The organism is Mesorhizobium sp. BR115XR7A, assembly GCF_020165315.1.
In the GTDB taxonomy this organism is placed as follows: Bacteria; Pseudomonadota; Alphaproteobacteria; order Rhizobiales; family Rhizobiaceae; genus Mesorhizobium; species Mesorhizobium australicum.
This window is the reverse complement of sequence record NZ_JAIUHW010000005.1, coordinates 39,805-56,669: the sequence shown is the minus strand read 5'-3', so window position 1 is coordinate 56,669 and position 16,865 is coordinate 39,805. Positions and strand designations below refer to the sequence as shown.

General features: G+C 63.6%; 18 protein-coding genes and 1 tRNA gene. 7 read left to right on the top strand and 12 right to left on the bottom strand.

From position 1 onward, the window contains the following. The gene (locus LB557_RS12005; protein ID WP_224642089.1) at positions 1-639 is read left to right on the top strand and encodes an NrsF family protein; all 639 of its coding nucleotides are present in this window, start codon (positions 1-3) and stop codon (positions 637-639) included. A 164-nt stretch (positions 640-803) separates the two neighbouring features. Beyond that, positions 804-2,786 carry a PAS domain S-box protein gene (locus LB557_RS12000; protein WP_224642087.1) on the top strand — a complete coding sequence of 661 codons (1,983 nt, stop codon included), beginning with the start codon at positions 804-806 and terminating at the stop codon, positions 2,784-2,786. 12 nt (positions 2,787-2,798) lie between these two features. Here the strand turns inward: LB557_RS12000 and LB557_RS11995 are convergent, their stop codons facing one another. The 7 genes from LB557_RS11995 to LB557_RS11965 form a co-directional block, all read right to left on the bottom strand. Then, positions 2,799-3,677: a 3-hydroxybutyryl-CoA dehydrogenase gene (locus LB557_RS11995; RefSeq protein ID WP_015315562.1), complete on the bottom strand. Its 879-nt coding sequence runs from the start codon at positions 3,675-3,677 to the stop codon at positions 2,799-2,801. 208 nt (positions 3,678-3,885) lie between these two features. After that, complete coding sequence (locus tag LB557_RS11990) at positions 3,886-4,815, bottom strand: electron transfer flavoprotein subunit alpha/FixB family protein (protein WP_140874981.1); 930 nt, start codon at positions 4,813-4,815, stop codon at positions 3,886-3,888. 20 nt (positions 4,816-4,835) lie between these two features. After that, positions 4,836-5,585, bottom strand: a complete 750-nt coding sequence (locus tag LB557_RS11985; protein ID WP_140787732.1) for an electron transfer flavoprotein subunit beta/FixA family protein — start codon at positions 5,583-5,585, stop codon at positions 4,836-4,838. Positions 5,586-5,818: 233 nt separating this feature from the next. After that, entirely contained in the window at positions 5,819-6,619 is an 801-nt protein-coding gene (locus tag LB557_RS11980) for a rhomboid family intramembrane serine protease (protein WP_015315565.1), read from the bottom strand. Positions 6,620-6,650: 31 nt separating this feature from the next. Continuing rightward, positions 6,651-7,232, bottom strand: a complete 582-nt coding sequence (locus tag LB557_RS11975) for a cob(I)yrinic acid a,c-diamide adenosyltransferase (RefSeq protein WP_015315566.1) — start codon at positions 7,230-7,232, stop codon at positions 6,651-6,653. A gap of 18 nt (positions 7,233-7,250) precedes the next feature. Further along, entirely contained in the window at positions 7,251-7,442 is a 192-nt protein-coding gene (locus LB557_RS11970; RefSeq protein WP_015315567.1) for a twin transmembrane helix small protein, read from the bottom strand. A gap of 26 nt (positions 7,443-7,468) precedes the next feature. Beyond that, positions 7,469-8,335: an SDR family oxidoreductase gene (locus tag LB557_RS11965; protein ID WP_224642086.1), complete on the bottom strand. Its 867-nt coding sequence runs from the start codon at positions 8,333-8,335 to the stop codon at positions 7,469-7,471. A gap of 58 nt (positions 8,336-8,393) precedes the next feature. On the opposite strand from LB557_RS11965, the gene LB557_RS11960 reads away from it, so the two are divergent. Continuing rightward, positions 8,394-9,245: a YihY/virulence factor BrkB family protein gene (locus LB557_RS11960; protein WP_015315569.1), complete on the top strand. Its 852-nt coding sequence runs from the start codon at positions 8,394-8,396 to the stop codon at positions 9,243-9,245. On the opposite strand, the gene LB557_RS11955 is transcribed toward LB557_RS11960, so the two are convergent. Both LB557_RS11955 and gluQRS read right to left on the bottom strand, forming a co-directional pair. Then, positions 9,215-10,117: a DMT family transporter gene (locus LB557_RS11955; RefSeq protein ID WP_140662803.1), complete on the bottom strand. Its 903-nt coding sequence runs from the start codon at positions 10,115-10,117 to the stop codon at positions 9,215-9,217. The genes LB557_RS11960 and LB557_RS11955 overlap by 31 nt on opposite strands. Before the next feature lie 137 nt (positions 10,118-10,254). After that, positions 10,255-11,130, bottom strand: coding sequence for a tRNA glutamyl-Q(34) synthetase GluQRS (gene gluQRS / locus LB557_RS11950; RefSeq protein ID WP_140787747.1), 876 nt, complete (start codon positions 11,128-11,130; stop codon positions 10,255-10,257). A gap of 75 nt (positions 11,131-11,205) precedes the next feature. On the opposite strand from gluQRS, the gene LB557_RS11945 reads away from it, so the two are divergent. Continuing rightward, complete coding sequence (locus LB557_RS11945) at positions 11,206-11,847, top strand: DNA-3-methyladenine glycosylase family protein (protein WP_140616848.1); 642 nt, start codon at positions 11,206-11,208, stop codon at positions 11,845-11,847. A 128-nt stretch (positions 11,848-11,975) separates the two neighbouring features. Then, complete coding sequence (locus tag LB557_RS11940) at positions 11,976-12,533, top strand: HNH endonuclease (RefSeq protein WP_006328497.1); 558 nt, start codon at positions 11,976-11,978, stop codon at positions 12,531-12,533. A 162-nt stretch (positions 12,534-12,695) separates the two neighbouring features. Here LB557_RS11940 and LB557_RS11935 read toward each other — a convergent pair whose 3' ends face one another. After that, the gene (locus LB557_RS11935) at positions 12,696-13,214 is read right to left on the bottom strand and encodes a disulfide bond formation protein B (protein ID WP_140616849.1); all 519 of its coding nucleotides are present in this window, start codon (positions 13,212-13,214) and stop codon (positions 12,696-12,698) included. Positions 13,215-13,298: 84 nt separating this feature from the next. Then, the gene (locus tag LB557_RS11930) at positions 13,299-13,883 is read right to left on the bottom strand and encodes a YqaA family protein (protein WP_140720267.1); all 585 of its coding nucleotides are present in this window, start codon (positions 13,881-13,883) and stop codon (positions 13,299-13,301) included. Between the two features lie 179 nt (positions 13,884-14,062). Here LB557_RS11930 and LB557_RS11925 point away from each other — a divergent pair. Continuing rightward, positions 14,063-14,147 (top strand) — tRNA-Leu (locus LB557_RS11925). 469 nt (positions 14,148-14,616) lie between these two features. Here the strand turns inward: LB557_RS11925 and LB557_RS11920 are convergent. Next, a complete protein-coding gene (locus LB557_RS11920) occupies positions 14,617-15,111 on the bottom strand; it encodes a MarR family transcriptional regulator (protein WP_210161499.1) in 495 nt (164 codons plus the stop codon). A gap of 20 nt (positions 15,112-15,131) precedes the next feature. Between LB557_RS11920 and LB557_RS11915 the strand changes: the two genes are divergently transcribed. Further along, positions 15,132-16,667, top strand: a complete 1,536-nt coding sequence (locus tag LB557_RS11915; RefSeq protein ID WP_224642084.1) for an FAD-dependent oxidoreductase — start codon at positions 15,132-15,134, stop codon at positions 16,665-16,667. The last annotated feature ends 198 nt before the right edge of the window (positions 16,668-16,865 follow it).

Below are 16,865 nucleotides of genomic sequence, written 5' to 3'. Positions count from 1 at the left end.
ATGAAGACCGACGATCTCATCAAGGCGCTCGACGCCGATGCCCACAGCAAGGCGATGCCATTGCGCTCGGCCTGGTGGCTGGCGGCTGGCGCGGCCGCCTTGGTCGCGGCCGCTGTCTTCATGATGACGATCGGGCCGCGCCCCGATTTCATGGTGGCCGCGCACACGGTGCGTTTCCTGTCCAAATTCGTTTTCACCATCGTGCTCGCCATCAGCGCCTTTGCCCTGATCCGTGCCCTGTCGACGCCGGGCGCGGCGACAGGCCGGGCTATGGCGGCGATGATCGCGGCGCCGCTGCTGGTCGCGGTGGCCGTGGTGCTGGAGCTCTTCATGGTGCCGCAGGCCCTGTGGAGCACGCGCATGATCGGCTCGAACATGATGATCTGCATGGGCTTCATCCCGCTGATCGGCATCGGCCCGCTGGCCATCTTCCTGTGGATGCTGCGCTATGGCGCGCCGACACGGCCGGTGCTTGCCGGCGCGGTCGCGGGGCTGCTTGCCGGCGCGCTGGCGGCGACTTTCTATGCGGCGCACTGCTTCGACGATTCGCCGCTTTTCGTTGCCACCTGGTACACGATCGCCATCGCGGCTCTCGCTTTGCTTGGTGCGCTCGGCGGGCGGTTTTTCGTGCGCTGGTAGCAGGATACCCACGCCTACACCCCGTGAATACCGATCCTTAATCATGCCGGCAATTGTTTGCCGGTTTTCCATGTCGCCTATGCCCTTGGCGCAACCTTTCCTTAAAATCGATCCTTCAGGGTTTTAACGGGAAAAAGCGATTGCCCACGGGGGTGGCACGAATCGTGACATTGCGAGGTATCATCGGGCCGGGACGGCACAAGCATGCAGCTCTGGCGCTGCTTGTGGCCGGTCTGGCCGTAGTGGCCGCCTCGCTTGTGCTGTCAGGGCTGGACCTTGGCGCGCAAGCCCTCAGACTTTGCCTCCAAATATCGGTCGCGGTGACGGTCTGCGCGCTTTTCGCGGCCTATCTGTTCATCGGTCGAATCTCGGAGGATCGACGGCAGATCGCGGACAGCGAGCAGCGGTTCCGCCGGGCCATGGAGGACTCGGCGATCGGCATCGCTATCGTCGGTCTCGACGGGCGTATTCTCCAGACCAATCCGGCCTTTGCCGCCATGCTTGGCTACAGCCGCGACGAGATCGAGGCGCTGACCTTCTTCCAGCTCACGCATCCCGACGATGTGCAGATCGGCAGCGAAACGATGGCCGGCCTGAAGGCGGGCACCGTCGATGCCTTCCACTTCGAGAAGCGTTATCTCAAGAAGGACGGCACACCCGTCTGGGCTCATCTTGCCGGCTCGGTTATTCGCGACGAGAAAAGCGGCCGGCCGCTCTATCTCGTCTCGCAGATCGAGGACATCGACGCGCGCAAACAGGCCGAGGCGCGCATCACAGAGGCCGAAACGCGCTGGAACTTCGCGCTGGCCGGCGCCGGTCAAGGTGTCTGGGATTTCGACATGCGCAAGGGGGGCACCACCTATTCCTCCACCTGGGTCAAGATGCTGGGCTACGGGGATGGCGAGCTCGATGGCGACCCCGATCGCTGGCTGACGATGATCCATCCAGACGATCGCGCCACGGTCGCGGAGGCCGATCGCGCCCATCTCGCCGGCGAGACGGAATTTTTCGAAGCCGAGTTCCGGATGCGCCACAAGGACGGCCGCTGGATCTGGATCCTCGACCGCGGCAAGGCCATCGAGCGCGATGCGGACGGACACCTGGTCAGAGCGATCGGCAGCTTGATGGACATCACCCGGCGAAAGCAGGCCCAAGAACGGCTCATCGTCTCGGCGGCGATGCTGGCCGACGAGAAGGAGCGGCTGAGGGTGACGCTGCAATCGATCGGCGATGCCGTCATCTGCACCGATGCCGCGAACCGCGTCACTTTCATGAACCCGGTGGCCGAAAAGTTGACTGGCGTTTCCAGTGACGATGCGCTGGGCAAGACGCTGAGCCATGTCTACTGGGCAGTCGACGAGGAGACCGGCCACAGGATCGGGATGACGCGGCCGGTGACAGGCGAAGAGGCGCGCTCCGACCAGAACAGCCGCGCGGTCCTCATCCGCCGCGACGACACGCGCTGCAGCATCCGCCAGGTCGTGTCGCCGATCCTCAACGAACGCAACGAATTCTGCGGTCTGGTGATCGTCTTCCAGGACTTCACCGATGCGCGTGCCCTGCAGCGACAGCTTGCCCATGCCGCCGCGCATGATGCACTGACGGGCCTTGCCAACCGCTCGAGCTTCATCCGCGCCATGGAGGGGATGGTCGATCAGGCGCGCAAGGACGGCACGACGACAGGGGGCCGCCATCAGTTCATGTTCATCGACCTCGACCATTTCAAGCTGGTCAACGACACGGGAGGTCACGCTGCCGGAGACGCCCTGCTGAAGCGGGTCGCTGATGCCGTGCGCGGCGTGCTTGGTCCTGAAGACATCGTCGCGCGCCTGGGTGGCGACGAATTCGCCGTGATCCTGAAATCGGCTTCCATCACCGGCGCGAGGATCGCGGCGCGTTCCATCATCGATGCGATAGCGGGCCTGAACTTCACCTGGGATGGCCGGCCGCACGGGATCGGCGCCAGCATCGGGTTGACCGCGATCTGCGCCAATTGCGGCGAAGTCGACGAGATCATCGCAAGGGCCGACGCCGCTTGCTATGCAGCCAAGGCCGCCGGCCGGGGATGCGTTTCGGTGGCGCCGGACGGCAAGGTCAGCGACGATGACAGGTCAGAACCGCCCAAGCCACTCGCCGCGGCCTCGTGAGCGGCAATCACGTCAGCGCGTCGGAACGGGATGCTCGCCGCGATAATCGTAGAAGCCGCGCCCGGTCTTGCGGCCGAGCCAGCCGGCCTCGACATATTTGACCAGCAGCGGGCAAGGCCGGTACTTCGAATCCGACAGGCCGTCATGCAGCACCTGCATGATCGACAGGCAGGTATCCAGGCCGATGAAATCGGCAAGCTGCAGCGGTCCCATCGGATGGTTGGCGCCGAGCCGCATGGCGGTGTCGATGGCATCGACCGAGCCGACGCCCTCATAGAGCGTGTAGATCGCTTCGTTGATCATCGGCAGAAGGATGCGGTTGACGATGAAGGCCGGGAAATCTTCCGAGACGGTGATCGTCTTGTCGAGCTGCTTCACATAGGTCTTGGCCGCCTCGAAGGTCTGGTCCTCGGTGGCGATGCCGCGCACCAGTTCGACCAGCTTCATCAGCGGTACCGGGTTCATGAAATGTATGCCGATGAACCGCTCTGGCCGGTCGGTCTGGGCAGCTAGCCGTGTGATCGAAATCGACGAGGTGTTGGTCGCCAGGATCGCTTCGGGATTGAGCTGCGGACAGAGCTGCGCATAGATCTTGCGCTTGACGGTTTCGTCCTCGGTCGCCGCTTCGATCACCAGATCGGCGCCGGCGAGATCGGCCATCGTCGGTGCCGACGCGATGCGTGCCATGGCCTGATTGCGCAGCTTCTCGTCGAGCTTGCCGGACCCCACCTGACGGGCCATGTTGCCGCTGATTGTGGCAATGCCCTTCTCGATGCGGTCGGGCGATATATCGTAGATCAGCACCTTATAGCCCGAAAGCGCGGAGACGTGGGCGATGCCGCCGCCCATCTGGCCCGCACCAATGATGCCGATCGTCTCGATCTTGCTCATTACCCGATCCCGTCCGGAGCGTTTTTCGCTGGATCGCGAACCGCCCCATCTCTTTGTTTTCCCGCAATTCCGGCGCAAAAACCCCTGCGCACTGCTGCTGGAATTGCTTTCAGCCTTTGTGGCCTGCTTATTGTGCGGTGCAAACTAAAAGGGTGGGGCGACTTCGTCTACCCCACCCTTCGCAATTTAATACGGTTGCGCGGAAGCGTCAAAGCGCCTTCTGCAACTCCGGCAGGATGACGAAGAGGTCGCCGACGAGGCCGTAGTCGGCAACCTGGAAGATCGGCGCTTCCTCGTCCTTGTTGATGGCGACGATGACCTTGGAATCCTTCATGCCGGCAAGGTGCTGGATGGCGCCGGAGATGCCGACCGCGATGTAGAGATCGGGGGCGACGACCTTGCCGGTCTGGCCGACCTGCCAGTCGTTCGGCGCGTACCCGGCATCGACGGCGGCGCGGGAGGCGCCGACGGCGGCACCGAGCTTGTCGGCGACCGGCAGGATGACCTCCTGGAATTTCTCCGAGGAACCGAGCGCGCGGCCGCCCGAGATGATGATCTTGGCCGAGGTCAACTCCGGACGGTCGGTCTCCGACAGCTTGTTCTCGACGAAGGTGGACAGGCCGGGATTGGCTGCCGCATTGACCGTCTCGACCGAAGCCGAGCCACCGTCGGGCGCGGCCTGGAAGGAGGCGGTGCGCACGGTGATGACCTTCTTGGCGTCGCTCGACTGCACCGTCTGGATGGCGTTGCCGGCATAGATCGGCCGCTTGAAGGTATCGGGCGAGACCACTTCGATGATCTCGGAGACCTGCGCGACATCGAGCAGGGCCGCCACGCGCGGCGCGATGTTCTTGCCGGCCGACGTCGCCGGCGCGATGACCGTGTCGTAGGCGCCAGCCAGCGAGACGACCAGTGCCGCCGTCGGCTCGGCCAGGCGCTCGGCGAGTTCGTCGGCTTCGGCGAGCAGCACCTTGCTCACGCCCTTCAGTTTCGCTGCTGCGTCGGCGGCAGCCCTGGCGCCTTTGCCGGCCACCAGCACATGAACGTCCGAGCCGATCTGCAGGGCAGCCGAAAGCGCTTTGGCGGTCTGGTCGGAAAGGGTGGCGTTGTCGTGTTCAGCGATGAGGAGAATTGCCATGTTGTCTGTTCCTTCCGATCTCAGAGCACGCCGGCTTCGTTCTTGAGCTTGTCGACCAGTTCGGCGACGCTCTTGACCTTGACACCCGCCTTGCGGCCGCTCGGCTCCTCGGTCTTGATGACCTTGAGGCGTGGCTTGACGTCGGCGCCGTAATCGGCCGGGCTCTTCTCGTCGAGCGGCTTCTTCTTGGCCTTCATGATATTGGGCAGGGAGGCATAGCGCGGCTGGTTGAGGCGAAGGTCGGCGGTGACGATCACCGGCATCTTCAGCTCCACCGTCTGCAGGCCGCCGTCGACTTCGCGCGTCACCTTGGCATGATCGCCCTCGATCACGACCTTGGAGGCGAAGGTGCCCTGCGCCCAGCCGAGCAGGGCCGCCAGCATCTGGCCGGTCTGGTTGGAATCGTCGTCGATCGCCTGCTTGCCGAGAATGACAAGGCCTGGCTGTTCCGCCTCGACGACGCCCTTCAGCACCTTGGCAACACCGAGCGGCTCGGTCTGCTCGTCGGTCTTGACCAGGATGGCGCGGTCGGCGCCCATGGCGAGCGCGGTGCGCAAGGTTTCCTGCGCCTGCTGCGGACCGATCGACACGACGATGATCTCTTCGGCCTTGCCGGCTTCCTTGATCCGGATCGCCTCTTCCACCGCGATCTCGTCGAACGGGTTCATCGCCATCTTGACGTTGGCCAGTTCCACCGCCGAACCATCAGCCTTCACGCGCACCTTGACGTTCGCGTCCACAACCCGCTTCACGGGCACAAGGATCTTCATTTGCCTGTCACCTCTTCACGCTAGTTGGGCGCGCTATAGCAGCCTGCGCCCCTTCTGAGTTGTCGAAAGCCGACATTCCTGACTGAATTCCGGCCAGACGGAATTCTGGCCGGATGGAAATTCTGGTCTTTGCCCGCCCTGGCTGCTCCTTAAACGCCTTGGGCCGCGGCGGAGACGTTTCCGTAATTGTGGCAACCCCTGCCGTCAATACGCTGAAAGCCGCTCAAATCGGTTCAGTTTGGGCCAGAAGGATTTCCACGTCCCCAGCGCGTCGTGGTGGCGGCCGTTTGGGGCGCCGCTGGTTCGCCGACCACCGGCGGCTGTTCAGGGCTCGGTACCACGGCATCCTCGTCGGCGGGTGCGAACAGCGGCACGCCGCGGCTGCGCAGGACCAGCACCAGAACCGCGCCGGCAATGATGCCGCCGATGTGGCAGGCCCAGGATATCTGATCCTCGCCGCCGGCCGCGAACATCACGATCTGGAACAGCACCCACAGGATGAGCGGAATAAAGGCTGGAATGCGCAAAGGGATGCGGGCGAAGGCAAGCACCCACACCTTCACCCTGGGATAGAGGATCAGGTAGGCGACGACCACGCCGGCGATGGCACCCGACGCGCCGATCAGCGGCGCCTGCGAATCCCAGGCGACCAGCCCCTGGAAGGCGGCTCCGGCGATGGCGCACAGCAGATAGAAGATCAGGTAGCGGATGTGGCCGAGCGCGTCCTCGACATTGTCGCCGAAAACCCAAAGGAACAGCATGTTGCCGCCGAGATGGAAAATATCGGCATGCAGGAAGGAATAGGTGAGATAGCTCAGGCTCTCGGGGATGATGACAAAGCGGGGGTCGAGTTCGGCCGTGTCGTGAACGACGGACGGGATGAAGCCGAGACCAAGCACGGCGGCATTGGTGAAGTTCTCGCCGCCGAGCGCCGTGGCGCAATAGATCACGGCGTTGGCGACAATCAGACCGATGGTCACATATTGCAGCCTGATGTGGCGCAGCCTGTTGGTGTCGTAAAGCGGGATGAACATCGGTCGCCGGCCCCTCCCGCCTCTGGTCCGTTCAGCGGTTCTTGCCGGGAACCCATAGCACGTCGGCATTTCCGTTGTCATTGACCGCCCGGGCGGCGACAAACAGGAAATCCGAGACGCGGTTGATGTATTTCAGCCCGTCGCGGTTGACGTGTTCGGCCGGGTCCTGAGCCAGGGCGACCATCAGCCGCTCGGCGCGCCGTGCCACCGTGCGGGCGAGATGAAGCGCCGCCGCTGCCGGCGTGCCGCCGTTCAGCACGAAGGATTTCAGCGGCTGGAGCTTCTTGTTGAGGACGTCGATATCGTGCTCGACACGGTCGGTCTGCGTGGCAACGATGCGCAACGGCTCGTAGCCAAGCGGCTTGCCGTCATCAGGCACGGCGAGGTCGGCGCCGAGGTCGAAGAGATCGTTCTGGATGCGCGAGAGCATGGCGTCGATCGCCTGGTAGCTCTGTTCGGTATGCACGCGAGCCATGCCGATGCAGGCATTGGCTTCGTCGACCGTGCCGTAGGCGTCCACCCTGAGATCGGATTTCAGCCGCCGCTCACCAGTGCCAAGGCCCGTAGTGCCATCATCGCCGGTGCGGGTGTAGATCTTGTTGAGCTTGACCACATCGCCTCCCGAAAAGCCTCACTTGCGGGTGAAATACACGGCCAGCAGGATCAGCGCCAGCGCCACGGCCTGCAGCAGGACGCGGGCCTGCATCAGCTTGTTGGAGGTCACACCGGAGCCGCCGCGCATCATGTTGATGAGCCCCCTGATCAGCACGACCACCACGGCGGCCATGACCAGAATGGCAAGGATGTTGAAGGCAGTGGCCATTTTTGCGTTTCCAGTTCTTTGCTTGTTCAGGCGCGCTTGGCGAGCAGGCGGTGGAGCATCGAGGCCGGCAGGATGCGTTTAAGCATGGCGCCGATCCTGGCCGACATTGTTACCACATAGTGCGGGCGCGGGCGCCGCGACAGAAGTGCATGGCGGAGCACCTTGTGGACCACTTCAGGCCCGGGCTTCCGCGTCGATTGGCTGCCGCCGGCGCGCATGCGCTCCACTTGCGCGGCATAGTCGGCGCGATGCGCGGAATTCTCATGGTCGATATTCCTGAGGAACCAGGGCAGGCCATTGCTGGCGATCTTCGATTTCACCGGTCCCGGCTCGATCAGCGAGACATGGATGCCGCTGCCGGCCAGTTCCTGGCGTTGGCACAGCATCAGGGCCTCCAAGGCATGCTTGGAGGCCGAATAGGCGCCGCGGAAGCGCACCGGCACGAGACCGAGGATCGACGAGCAGTGGACGAGGCGGCCGTGGCCCTGGCGTCGCATCACCGGAACCAGGCGGCGGGTCAGGTCGTGCCAGCCGAAGAAATTGGCCTCGAACTGCTCCCTGAGCGCTGCAACGGGCAGATCCTCGACGGCGCCTGCCTGCGCGTAGGCGCCGTTGTTGAACAGCGCGTCGAGCCTGCCGCCGGTGCGATCGAGCACCGCCGTTACCAGGGCGGCTATGGAGTCCGGTTCGCTATAGTCGAGGTAAAAAGCCTCGACGCCGTCGGCTTCGAGGGCAGCGATGTCCTCCGGCTTGCGCGCCGTTGCGAACACCCGCCAGCCCTCAGCCTTCAATGCACGGGTGCAATAGGCGCCTATGCCGGAAGACGCGCCGGTGACGATGATGGTGCGCAACTCTGCAGCTGGAGAATTCGGGGTTTGACGAAGGGTTGCCATTTGCCGCATTCATTTCCCATATTCGCGGCGTCGAGACAATCGAGGGGAGCGCGCGTCCTTGCTGCGGAACATTGTCGCCCTGCGCCGCGTGCTCTACGACGCGCTCGGCCACTTCAACACCGATGACGGCTGGGCGATGGCCAGCCATCTGGCGATCACCTCGCTGATGGCGCTGTTTCCATTCCTGATCTTCGCCACGACGCTGGGCAGCTTCCTTGGCGCCCAGGCCTTTGCCGACACAGCCGTGCACCTGGTCTTCGACACCTGGCCGGACCAGATCGCCAAGCCGATCGCGCACGAGGTGCTGAACGTGCTGACCGTCAGGCGCAGTGATCTGTTGACTTATGGCGTGCTGCTTGCCGCCTACTTTGCCTCCAACGGCATCGAGGCGCTGCGCACCTCGCTGAACCGCGCCTATCGGGTCACGGAAACGCGCGGCATCATCTATCGCCGGGTGCAAAGCATCTTCTTCGTGCTGATCGCTACCGCCGGGTTCCTGGCGATAAGCGTGCTGCTGGTGTTCGCGCCCCTGCTGGCGCGGCTGGCGGAAGCCCATTTCGAATGGATCAAACCCTATACGGGCACGATCACGCTGTGGCGGTACGTCATCGCCTCAACCGTCATCATCGGCGGACTGTTTGCCGTCCATTACTGGCTGCCGGCCGGCAAGCGCCGTTTCGTCTCGCTGATACCCGGCATCATCTTCACACTGGCCGCATGGCTTATCGGCTCGACCATGTTCGCCACCTATCTCGACCATTTCTCGTCCTATGTGACGACCTATGCCGGTCTCGCCTCGATCATGATCGCGGTGGTCTTCCTCTACATCGTCTCGGCGATCTTCATCCTCGGCGGCGAGCTCAACGCCGCGATCAGCCGTTATCTAGAGGCGCGTGCCCGGGTCGGCTGAAGTTTGCCTGTTCGGGCGGTTGCCAGGCCCACGCCGAAAGTGGTGATGGCCATGCCGACGATCTGCAGCGCATTGAGCTGCTCGTTGAACAAGGCCCAGGCGATGACGGCCGTCACCGCCGGCACCAGGTAGAACAACGAGGCCACTTTCGACATCTCGCCGTCACGGATCATCACCATCAGGAGAAAGATGGCGCCGAGCGACAGCACCAGCAGCAGCCAGCCCATGGCGAAGACCAATTCGCCATTGATGACGACGGTTTGGGTTTCGAAGGCAAGCGAAGCCAGGATCATCAGCGAAGCGCCGCCGACATATTGCCACATGGTGGCCGCCACGAGGTCGCCTCCGGACGCAAAACGCTTTTGCCAGATCGTGCCGGCGCTCATGCCGAGCACCGAGACCAGCGAGGCGGCCAGTGTCGCCGCCGTCACGCCGCCACCGAGCGCCCCGAGTTTCGGCCACAGCACGATGACGATGCCGACCAGCCCGATAGCGAGGCCAAGCCAGTGGCGCGGCAGGATGGCCTCGCCCAGAAACTTGCCGGCAAGCACCGCGGTGATCAGCGGCTGCAGGCCGACGATCAGGGCCGAAAAACCGGCCGGCATGCCTCGATGGATGGCCCAGAAGACGGCGCCGAGATAGATGCCATGCATCAGCACGCCGGCGCCGGTGGCATGCAGAGCCTCCTCGCGGGTGGCTCGTTTCGAGCCCAGCACCAGCATCAGCACGGCCAGCAGGATGGCGGCGAGCACGAAACGCGCGGCGAGGAAGGTGAACGGCTCCGCCCATGGCATGGCGTAACGCGCGCCGATGAAGCCGGTCGCCCACAAGACAACGAAGGTGGCGGGGATGAACCGCTTGATGCTGGACATTTTCCGGGATCGCCGCGCTGGTGAGAATTGACCGTGAGGATGCTCTAGTCCTGTTCAACCCCGCGCGCAAAACGAAACGATTGATCCATGCGTCAAGGAGGTTGAACGGGTGGCGTGTCCGGAGAGCGTTTCTCCTGTCAGAGCCCAATCATCCTTCTGACTTCCTCCGGCGAGGCGCCTGCGTCGCGCAAGGCGGCAAGGCCCGTATCCCTGAAGCTCTTCGACAGTTTTCGCCCATCCGGCCCGAGGATCAGCCGATGATGGAAATAGGCGGGTGGCTGCAATCCCAGAATCTCCTGCAGCAGGCGTTGCACCCCGGTCGCGGAAAACAGGTCCTGTCCGCGCACGACATGGCTGACGCCTTGCAGGGCATCGTCGATGACTACGGCGAGGTGGTAGCTGGTCGGGATGTCGCGGCGCGCCACGATAACGTCGCCCCAATCCTGGGGACGCGCCTCGACGGAGCGCGTCGTGGACAGCGTCCCGTCGCTGAATTCGGCCCATGCCAGGTCCCTGCCGGCACGCGCCATGGCGGCGCCGACGTCCAGCCGCCAGGCGAAGGGCGCATTCTCGGCAATCCGCCGGTTGCGTTCCTTCATCGAAAGCGCCTTGTCGGCCGGGGGATAGAGCGGCACACCGTCGGGATCGCGCGGCCAGTCGCGCCCGCGCTTTTCGCCGTCGGCGATGAAGGCACGTATCTCGCCGCGGCTCATGAAGGCGGGATAGACGAGTTCCTCGCGGATCAGGCGCCCGAGCACCGTTCCATATTCTGCAAAATGCTCGGACTGGCGGCGCACGGGCTTTTCCCAGTCGAGGCCCAGCCATTTCAGATCGGCGATCATGCCCGCCTCGAACTCCGGCGTGCAGCGCGTGGTGTCGATATCCTCGATGCGCAGCAGCAGGCGGCCGCCACTGGTATTTGCGAGCTTCTGGTTGAGCAGCGCCGAATAGGCGTGGCCCAGATGCAGTTCGCCGTTGGGGCTGGGCGCGAAGCGGAATGTCAGGAGCGTCATGTCTCGAGCGGCAATCGGGTTGTGCTGTGGTTTTGGCGGTTGCTACCTTGCTGCACATCTTCGGACAAGGATACCATGCAGCGCATCGCGACACTGGACGACGTTGAGCGGGGGCTGGACGCGCTTTGCCTCATCGACCCGCGCCTGGGGAAAGTGCGCGGCATGGCCGGCGAGGTGCCGCTCAGGCTTTCGGAGCCGGGCTTCAGGAGCCTGGCCTCGATCATCGTCTCGCAGCAGGTGTCGCGGGCGAGCGCCGATGCGATCTTCGGCCGGCTGACGAAACTCGTCGATCCGCTGACGCCGCGGGCGATCCTTGCCGCCGGCGAGGACATGTTTCGCGAGGCCGGCCTGTCGCGGCCCAAGCAGCGCGGCCTGATCGCGGTCGCCCAGGCCGTGGCCGATGGGCTCGATCTGCATCACCTCTGTTCGCTCGATGCCATGGAGGCGATCGCCAGGATGACGGCGGTGCCCGGTATCGGTACGTGGACGGCGGAAGTGTATCTGTTGTTTGCGGCCGGGCATCCCGACATTTTCCCGGCGCGCGACGTCGCCCTGCAGAGCGCTGTCGGCCATGCGCTCGGCATCGACCCTCGTCCAGCGGAGAAAACACTGATCGCGCTGGCCGAATCATGGAGCCCGTGGCGAGGTGTCGCATCGCGGCTTTTCTGGTCCTATTATCGCGAAACCAGGGGCCGGGACGCCGCGCCGCCGGCCTGAATCCGCAAGAAAGCCTAAAAATCATGTGTTTTTGGCGCTTCGTGCCAGCGACAATCCGCTTCACATCCCTGTCATGTCAGGCTTACAGTATCCACGCCGAACGGTTCTAGAACTAGGAGGTCAACAAGGTGACGGTTGCCGTATCTCCGGATGGGCTTCCAGCGCTGGTGCTGAATGCGGATTACCGTCCGCTCAGCTATTACCCCTTGTCGCTCTGGTCCTGGCAGGACGCCATCAAGGCGGTGTTCCTCGACAGGGTGAACATCGTGGCCGAATACGAGCACGCCGTATCCTCGCCGACCTTCTCGATGAAGCTGCCGAGCGTGGTTAGCCTGAAGGCCTATGTGAAGCCGTCCAGGCATCCGGCCTTCACCCGTTTCAACGTCTTCCTGCGCGACCGTTTCCAGTGCCAGTATTGCGGTACCCCCGAGGACCTGACCTTCGACCATGTCATCCCGCGTCACCGTGGCGGCGCCACGACATGGGAGAATGTCGTGGCCGCCTGTTCGCCCTGCAATCTGAGGAAGGGCGGCATGATGCCGGCTCACGCCAAGATGTGGCCGCTGCAGAAGCCGTTTCAGCCGACGGTGCATGATCTGCACAATAACGGCCGCCTGTTCCCGCCCAACCATCTGCATGAAAGCTGGATGGATTATCTCTACTGGGATGTCGAACTGGAGCCTTGAGTTCGTTCGAAGAATTCGGGAGGTTGGCCGTCTGGAGCAAATTGTCTGCGCTTCCGGGGCTCACGAAGTTGATGGCCGCTCCGCTCCGGTTCTCGAAAATCACTTTATCCGACCCAGCCTGCCGAATTCTTTGAAGGATCTCAAGTCGGCGCGTTCGCTACATCAGTCGCGGGCCAGCGCGCCACGGAAGGCGACGGCGGCGAGGATCAGGCTGGCGATGGCGTTCCAACCGGCCAGCGACAGGCCGAGAATGCGCAAGGCGGCCTTGTCGCAGGAGGGCGGCACGAATTTGTCGAGCGCGTCGAGGACGCCCTTGCCACCGGTGTCGACCGGTCCGGCGCCCGCCGTGCAATCGGCAGGACCCTGCCACCAGGCCCATTCGACGCCGGAGTGATAGACGCCGAGATAGAGCCCGTACAGCATCAGGAGGCCGCCAATGGCCAACAGGCCGCGCGTCAGCCATGCGGGTGCGCGCAGCATCGACGCTATCGCCGCCAGCACCATCAACGGCACGCCGATGTAATACGGCGTGCGCTGTTCCAGGCAGAGGTGGCAGGGGATGTAGCCGCCAATGTGCTGGAAGCCGAGCGCCGAGCCAACGGTCGCGGCCATCGCGACGGCGAGAAACAGGGCCGCGCGTGTCCGCTGGTGGCCGGTATCGGCATTCATGGTCGCTGTCATGGCGTCTTTCGTCCGTTGTGTTCGCCGTCCGCAAAGTCTGCTCGCCGCGCTGCCAAAACCGTTGCGCGGTTTAAGCATCAAACCTCAGAAGGCGTATTTGATCAGGATATAGAGCAAAATCAGGGCGACCGAGGCAGCGCCGACGATCAGGCCCAGACGCTTTTCGATGAATTCGCGGATCGGCTCGCCATAGCGGCGCAAAAGCCACGCCAACAGCAGGAAGCGGGCGCCGCGCGCGATGATGGCCGAGACGATGAAGACAACAAGGTTGATGTGGAGCGCGCCGGCCAGAATAGTGACCACCTTGATCGGCGGCAGGTGCGCAACGCCGGATGTGACGAGCAGCACCAGCATTAGCCCGGTGCCGGAAGACTGCCACTTCTCGAACGTGGCAAGGCCGCCGAAGTGCTCCAGGATCGGCCGTGCTATTGTGTCGTAGGCATAGTAGCCGATCAGCCAGCCGGCGATGCCGCCCAGCACGGACGCAACGGTGGCGGTCAGCGCATAGCGATAGGCGCGTTCGGGGCGCGCCAGCGCCATGGGCAGGAACAGAACGTCTGCCGGTATGAAGAACACCGAGCTCTCGACGAAAGCGATGAAGGCCAGCCACCATTCGGCGGATTTGCGCGCCGCCAGCGACAGGGTCCAGTCGTACAGTCCGCGAAGCATCGGCTCTCCTATGGAACGGCCCGTCTCTCTAGAAAGGTTTTTCGCGCTGCACAATGGCTGCGGTCTTACAAATTGGAAAGGTGCCGTCTGGTCGCGGCAGAGGCTGGTTTGGAAATTGGCCTGTTGACGAACAGGCCTCCGACCGTATAGTCCGCGCCCATCCAGGCCGCCCGGCCTGAGCCCCTATGGCGGAATTGGTAGACGCGCTCGACTCAAAATCGAGTTCCGCAAGGAGTGCTGGTTCGATCCCGGCTAGGGGCACCATCCTTCAAAATCAGAGCAAAGCTTAGCCATGTTGGGGCAGCTATCGCGGGAGGCGCTCAGGCCATGCTTGCCGTCGCCACTTAGCCACGGAACGAGAAGGCGGCATAGAAGAAGCTCGACATCCGAGAACCCGGCCTCGCAAAGCAGATCCTCTTCGGCGCCGGAAAGCAGCGGCAAACGGCCGGCCATTTCTGCCCAGGCCGCGGCCTTTCCCCGATCGACGCCGGCGCGGTCGGCGAAGGCGGACGAACGCGCCAACCAGCGCTTCGCCGTTCCGTTCGGCACGCTGTGATGTGCGACAACAAGGCGCGCGCCGGTTTCAGCCGCTCGCTTCTGTCGAGAAAGTGCAGCGTAAGCAGACATGTCGCGCCTGCTGCACTTTTCATCAGGCGCGTGTATAACACACGCATTGCTGAGTGAGAGCGCAGGTCGATCCTTGCAAAGTGCGACACTTGCTGTTGGTTATGGTCTAATCCTTCATCGTATCGACGAGCATTCGCATCAAGCGGACTAGATCGTCGAAGTCCTTGCGGTCCCAGTCGGCGAATTTCGCAACGGCTATTTGCTCCCGCGCCGCATCCAGCGCGTCCGTCGCCGCTTTTCCCTGCGGTGTGACAACGGCCTCGCGAACTCTCTTGTCAGCAGCGCTCAAGCGCCGCGTGACCAGTCCCAGCTCCTCCAGTCGTGACACCTGTCGACTGACGGTCGTGTAATCGCGACCGACGCGGCCAGCCAGATCGACAACGCCGATCGGGCCAAGTCTCTCGACAAGAACGAGCAGCGGGAAGAGGGCACGCTCGAGCGTGAGGCCCGCCTTGGTGAGCAATTCCACATCCCGCTCGGGTCGGTTCATGATGGTGACGATGTCAATCAGCGAGCGATGCAGCTCGGGCAACAACACTTTAATATGTGCGTTATGCACTTTCTTTATTGACACCGGCTTGGCTCCCTTTAATATGTGCATTATGCACATTGGAGCCGAAAATGGAAGAGCGAGCTGAAATTGACGTCCTGATCTGCGGCGCGGGAGCAGCCGGGCTGACGCTTGCAATCGACTTGGCGAGGCGAGGCGTGTTGTTCCGCATCGTTGAGCAGATGGAACGTCCCTTCGCCGGCTCGCGCGGCAAGGGCTTGCAGCCACGCACGCAGGAGGTGTTCGAGGATCTGGGCATAATCGACCGCATCATGGCAGCCGGCGGTGTCTATCCGCCGATGAGGGAGTATCGCAACGACGGCGGCTATGACGAAAAGGCAGTTTTCGAAGCGCCCGAACCCTCGCCCGACGTCCCCTATTTCATCGCGCTCATGATCCCGCAGTTCCTTACAGAGGGCGTGATGCGCGAGCGCCTCGCGGAGCTGGGCCATCGTGTCGAGTTCGGCACCGCATTGATCGACTTCGAGCAGGACGATGATGGCGTCGGCGCCCGCCTCAAGTCGTCTGGCGGCGAGGAGCGGGTCCATACGCGCTATCTGGTTGGTGCTGACGGTGGCCGCAGCTCGATCCGCAGTGCGCTCGGCATCGACTTTCCCGGTAAGACGCTGGGTGTCCGTGCTATCGTGGCGGATGCCCATCTGAGCGGACTCGACCGCGCTGCCTGGCACCAGTTCAATGACGGCGACATGGAGCGGCTCGTCATGATCTGCCCGCTCGCCGGCACGGACCTGTTCCAGCTGCAGGCGCCGATCCCGCTGGACGGCGAGCCTGACCTTTCCGCGGATGGATTGACGCGGATGATCGCCGAGCGGACTGGCCGTAGCGACATCGATGTTCAGTCGGTGGCCTGGGCATCCGCCTACGCGATGAACGCGCGTCTGGCTGACCGCTACCGGGTCGGACGGGTTTTGCTAGCCGGCGACGCCGCGCATATCCATCCGCCAACGGGCGGACAGGGCCTCAACACCAGCGTTCAGGACGCCTACAATCTCGGTTGGAAATTGGCCGCAGTCTTGGCCGGCGCCCCCGCAACGCTGCTAGACACCTATGAGGAGGAGCGACGCGCCGTTGCGGCGGATGTCCTGGGGCTTTCGACCCAGTTGCTCGACCGTCAGCGCGAACAAGGCGGCATGCGGCGCGGCCGCGACACACATCAGCTCGACATCGGCTATCCCCACTCATCACTTTCTCACGACGGAGGTGGTCGGACGATTGGCCCGCGGGCCGGTGAGCGCATGCCGGACGCGACCCTAACTGGCGCCGCTGGACAGCCCCGCCGTCTGTTCGACGTGATGACCGGCACGCACTGGACTCTGCTTCTATCGAGCCCTGACTACTGGCCGATCGTGGCTGCGCGCGCGGGCCTGCGAGTGGTCACGGTGGGCGAAGGCGCGGAACTGCGCGACCCCTCCAATCAGCTCAGCTTGGCCGAGGGCGGCTGCCTGCTCATCCGGCCGGACGGCTATGTTGGCGCCACTTTCGATGCCGCGAGTTCCACCCTGGTCGGTGACTATCTGGCGAAGGTACTTCCTTCCGAGAACGCCTGCTCTCAGTCAAACGGGAGGGTCGACGTTGCACCAACATGACGGACTTGCGAGATCAGGACGGCCTGCGGAGGCCGTCCCCGGACACGACAGCCGCTGGAACGCATGTCGGCCGTTCGACTGTCCTAGGCCCGCCATGCCAGAGGACATTTCTGAATGGGATTGCAAGGCCTACCAGTAGCGCGACCCACCGGGCAGGTTGTCGCCAATCTACGGTTTTGCATCACCCACCCCGCGCAG

Coding starts and splice junctions, on each gene's coding strand:
- LB557_RS11945 (WP_140616848.1), top strand. CDS start 11,206: ATGCAGCGCATCGCGACACTGGACGACGTTGAGCGGGGGCTGGACGCG.
- LB557_RS11990 (WP_140874981.1), bottom strand. CDS start 4,815: ATGGCAATTCTCCTCATCGCTGAACACGACAACGCCACCCTTTCCGAC.
- LB557_RS11930 (WP_140720267.1), bottom strand. CDS start 13,883: ATGCTTCGCGGACTGTACGACTGGACCCTGTCGCTGGCGGCGCGCAAA.
- LB557_RS12005 (WP_224642089.1), top strand. CDS start 1: ATGAAGACCGACGATCTCATCAAGGCGCTCGACGCCGATGCCCACAGC.
- LB557_RS11970 (WP_015315567.1), bottom strand. CDS start 7,442: ATGGCCACTGCCTTCAACATCCTTGCCATTCTGGTCATGGCCGCCGTG.
- gluQRS (WP_140787747.1), bottom strand. CDS start 11,130: ATGACGCTCCTGACATTCCGCTTCGCGCCCAGCCCCAACGGCGAACTG.
- LB557_RS11920 (WP_210161499.1), bottom strand. CDS start 15,111: ATGCACATATTAAAGGGAGCCAAGCCGGTGTCAATAAAGAAAGTGCAT.
- LB557_RS11980 (WP_015315565.1), bottom strand. CDS start 6,619: ATGTTCATCCCGCTTTACGACACCAACAGGCTGCGCCACATCAGGCTG.
- LB557_RS11995 (WP_015315562.1), bottom strand. CDS start 3,677: ATGAGCAAGATCGAGACGATCGGCATCATTGGTGCGGGCCAGATGGGC.
- LB557_RS11965 (WP_224642086.1), bottom strand. CDS start 8,335: ATGGCAACCCTTCGTCAAACCCCGAATTCTCCAGCTGCAGAGTTGCGC.
- LB557_RS11955 (WP_140662803.1), bottom strand. CDS start 10,117: ATGTCCAGCATCAAGCGGTTCATCCCCGCCACCTTCGTTGTCTTGTGG.
- LB557_RS11935 (WP_140616849.1), bottom strand. CDS start 13,214: ATGACAGCGACCATGAATGCCGATACCGGCCACCAGCGGACACGCGCG.
- LB557_RS11985 (WP_140787732.1), bottom strand. CDS start 5,585: ATGAAGATCCTTGTGCCCGTGAAGCGGGTTGTGGACGCGAACGTCAAG.
- LB557_RS11915 (WP_224642084.1), top strand. CDS start 15,132: ATGGAAGAGCGAGCTGAAATTGACGTCCTGATCTGCGGCGCGGGAGCA.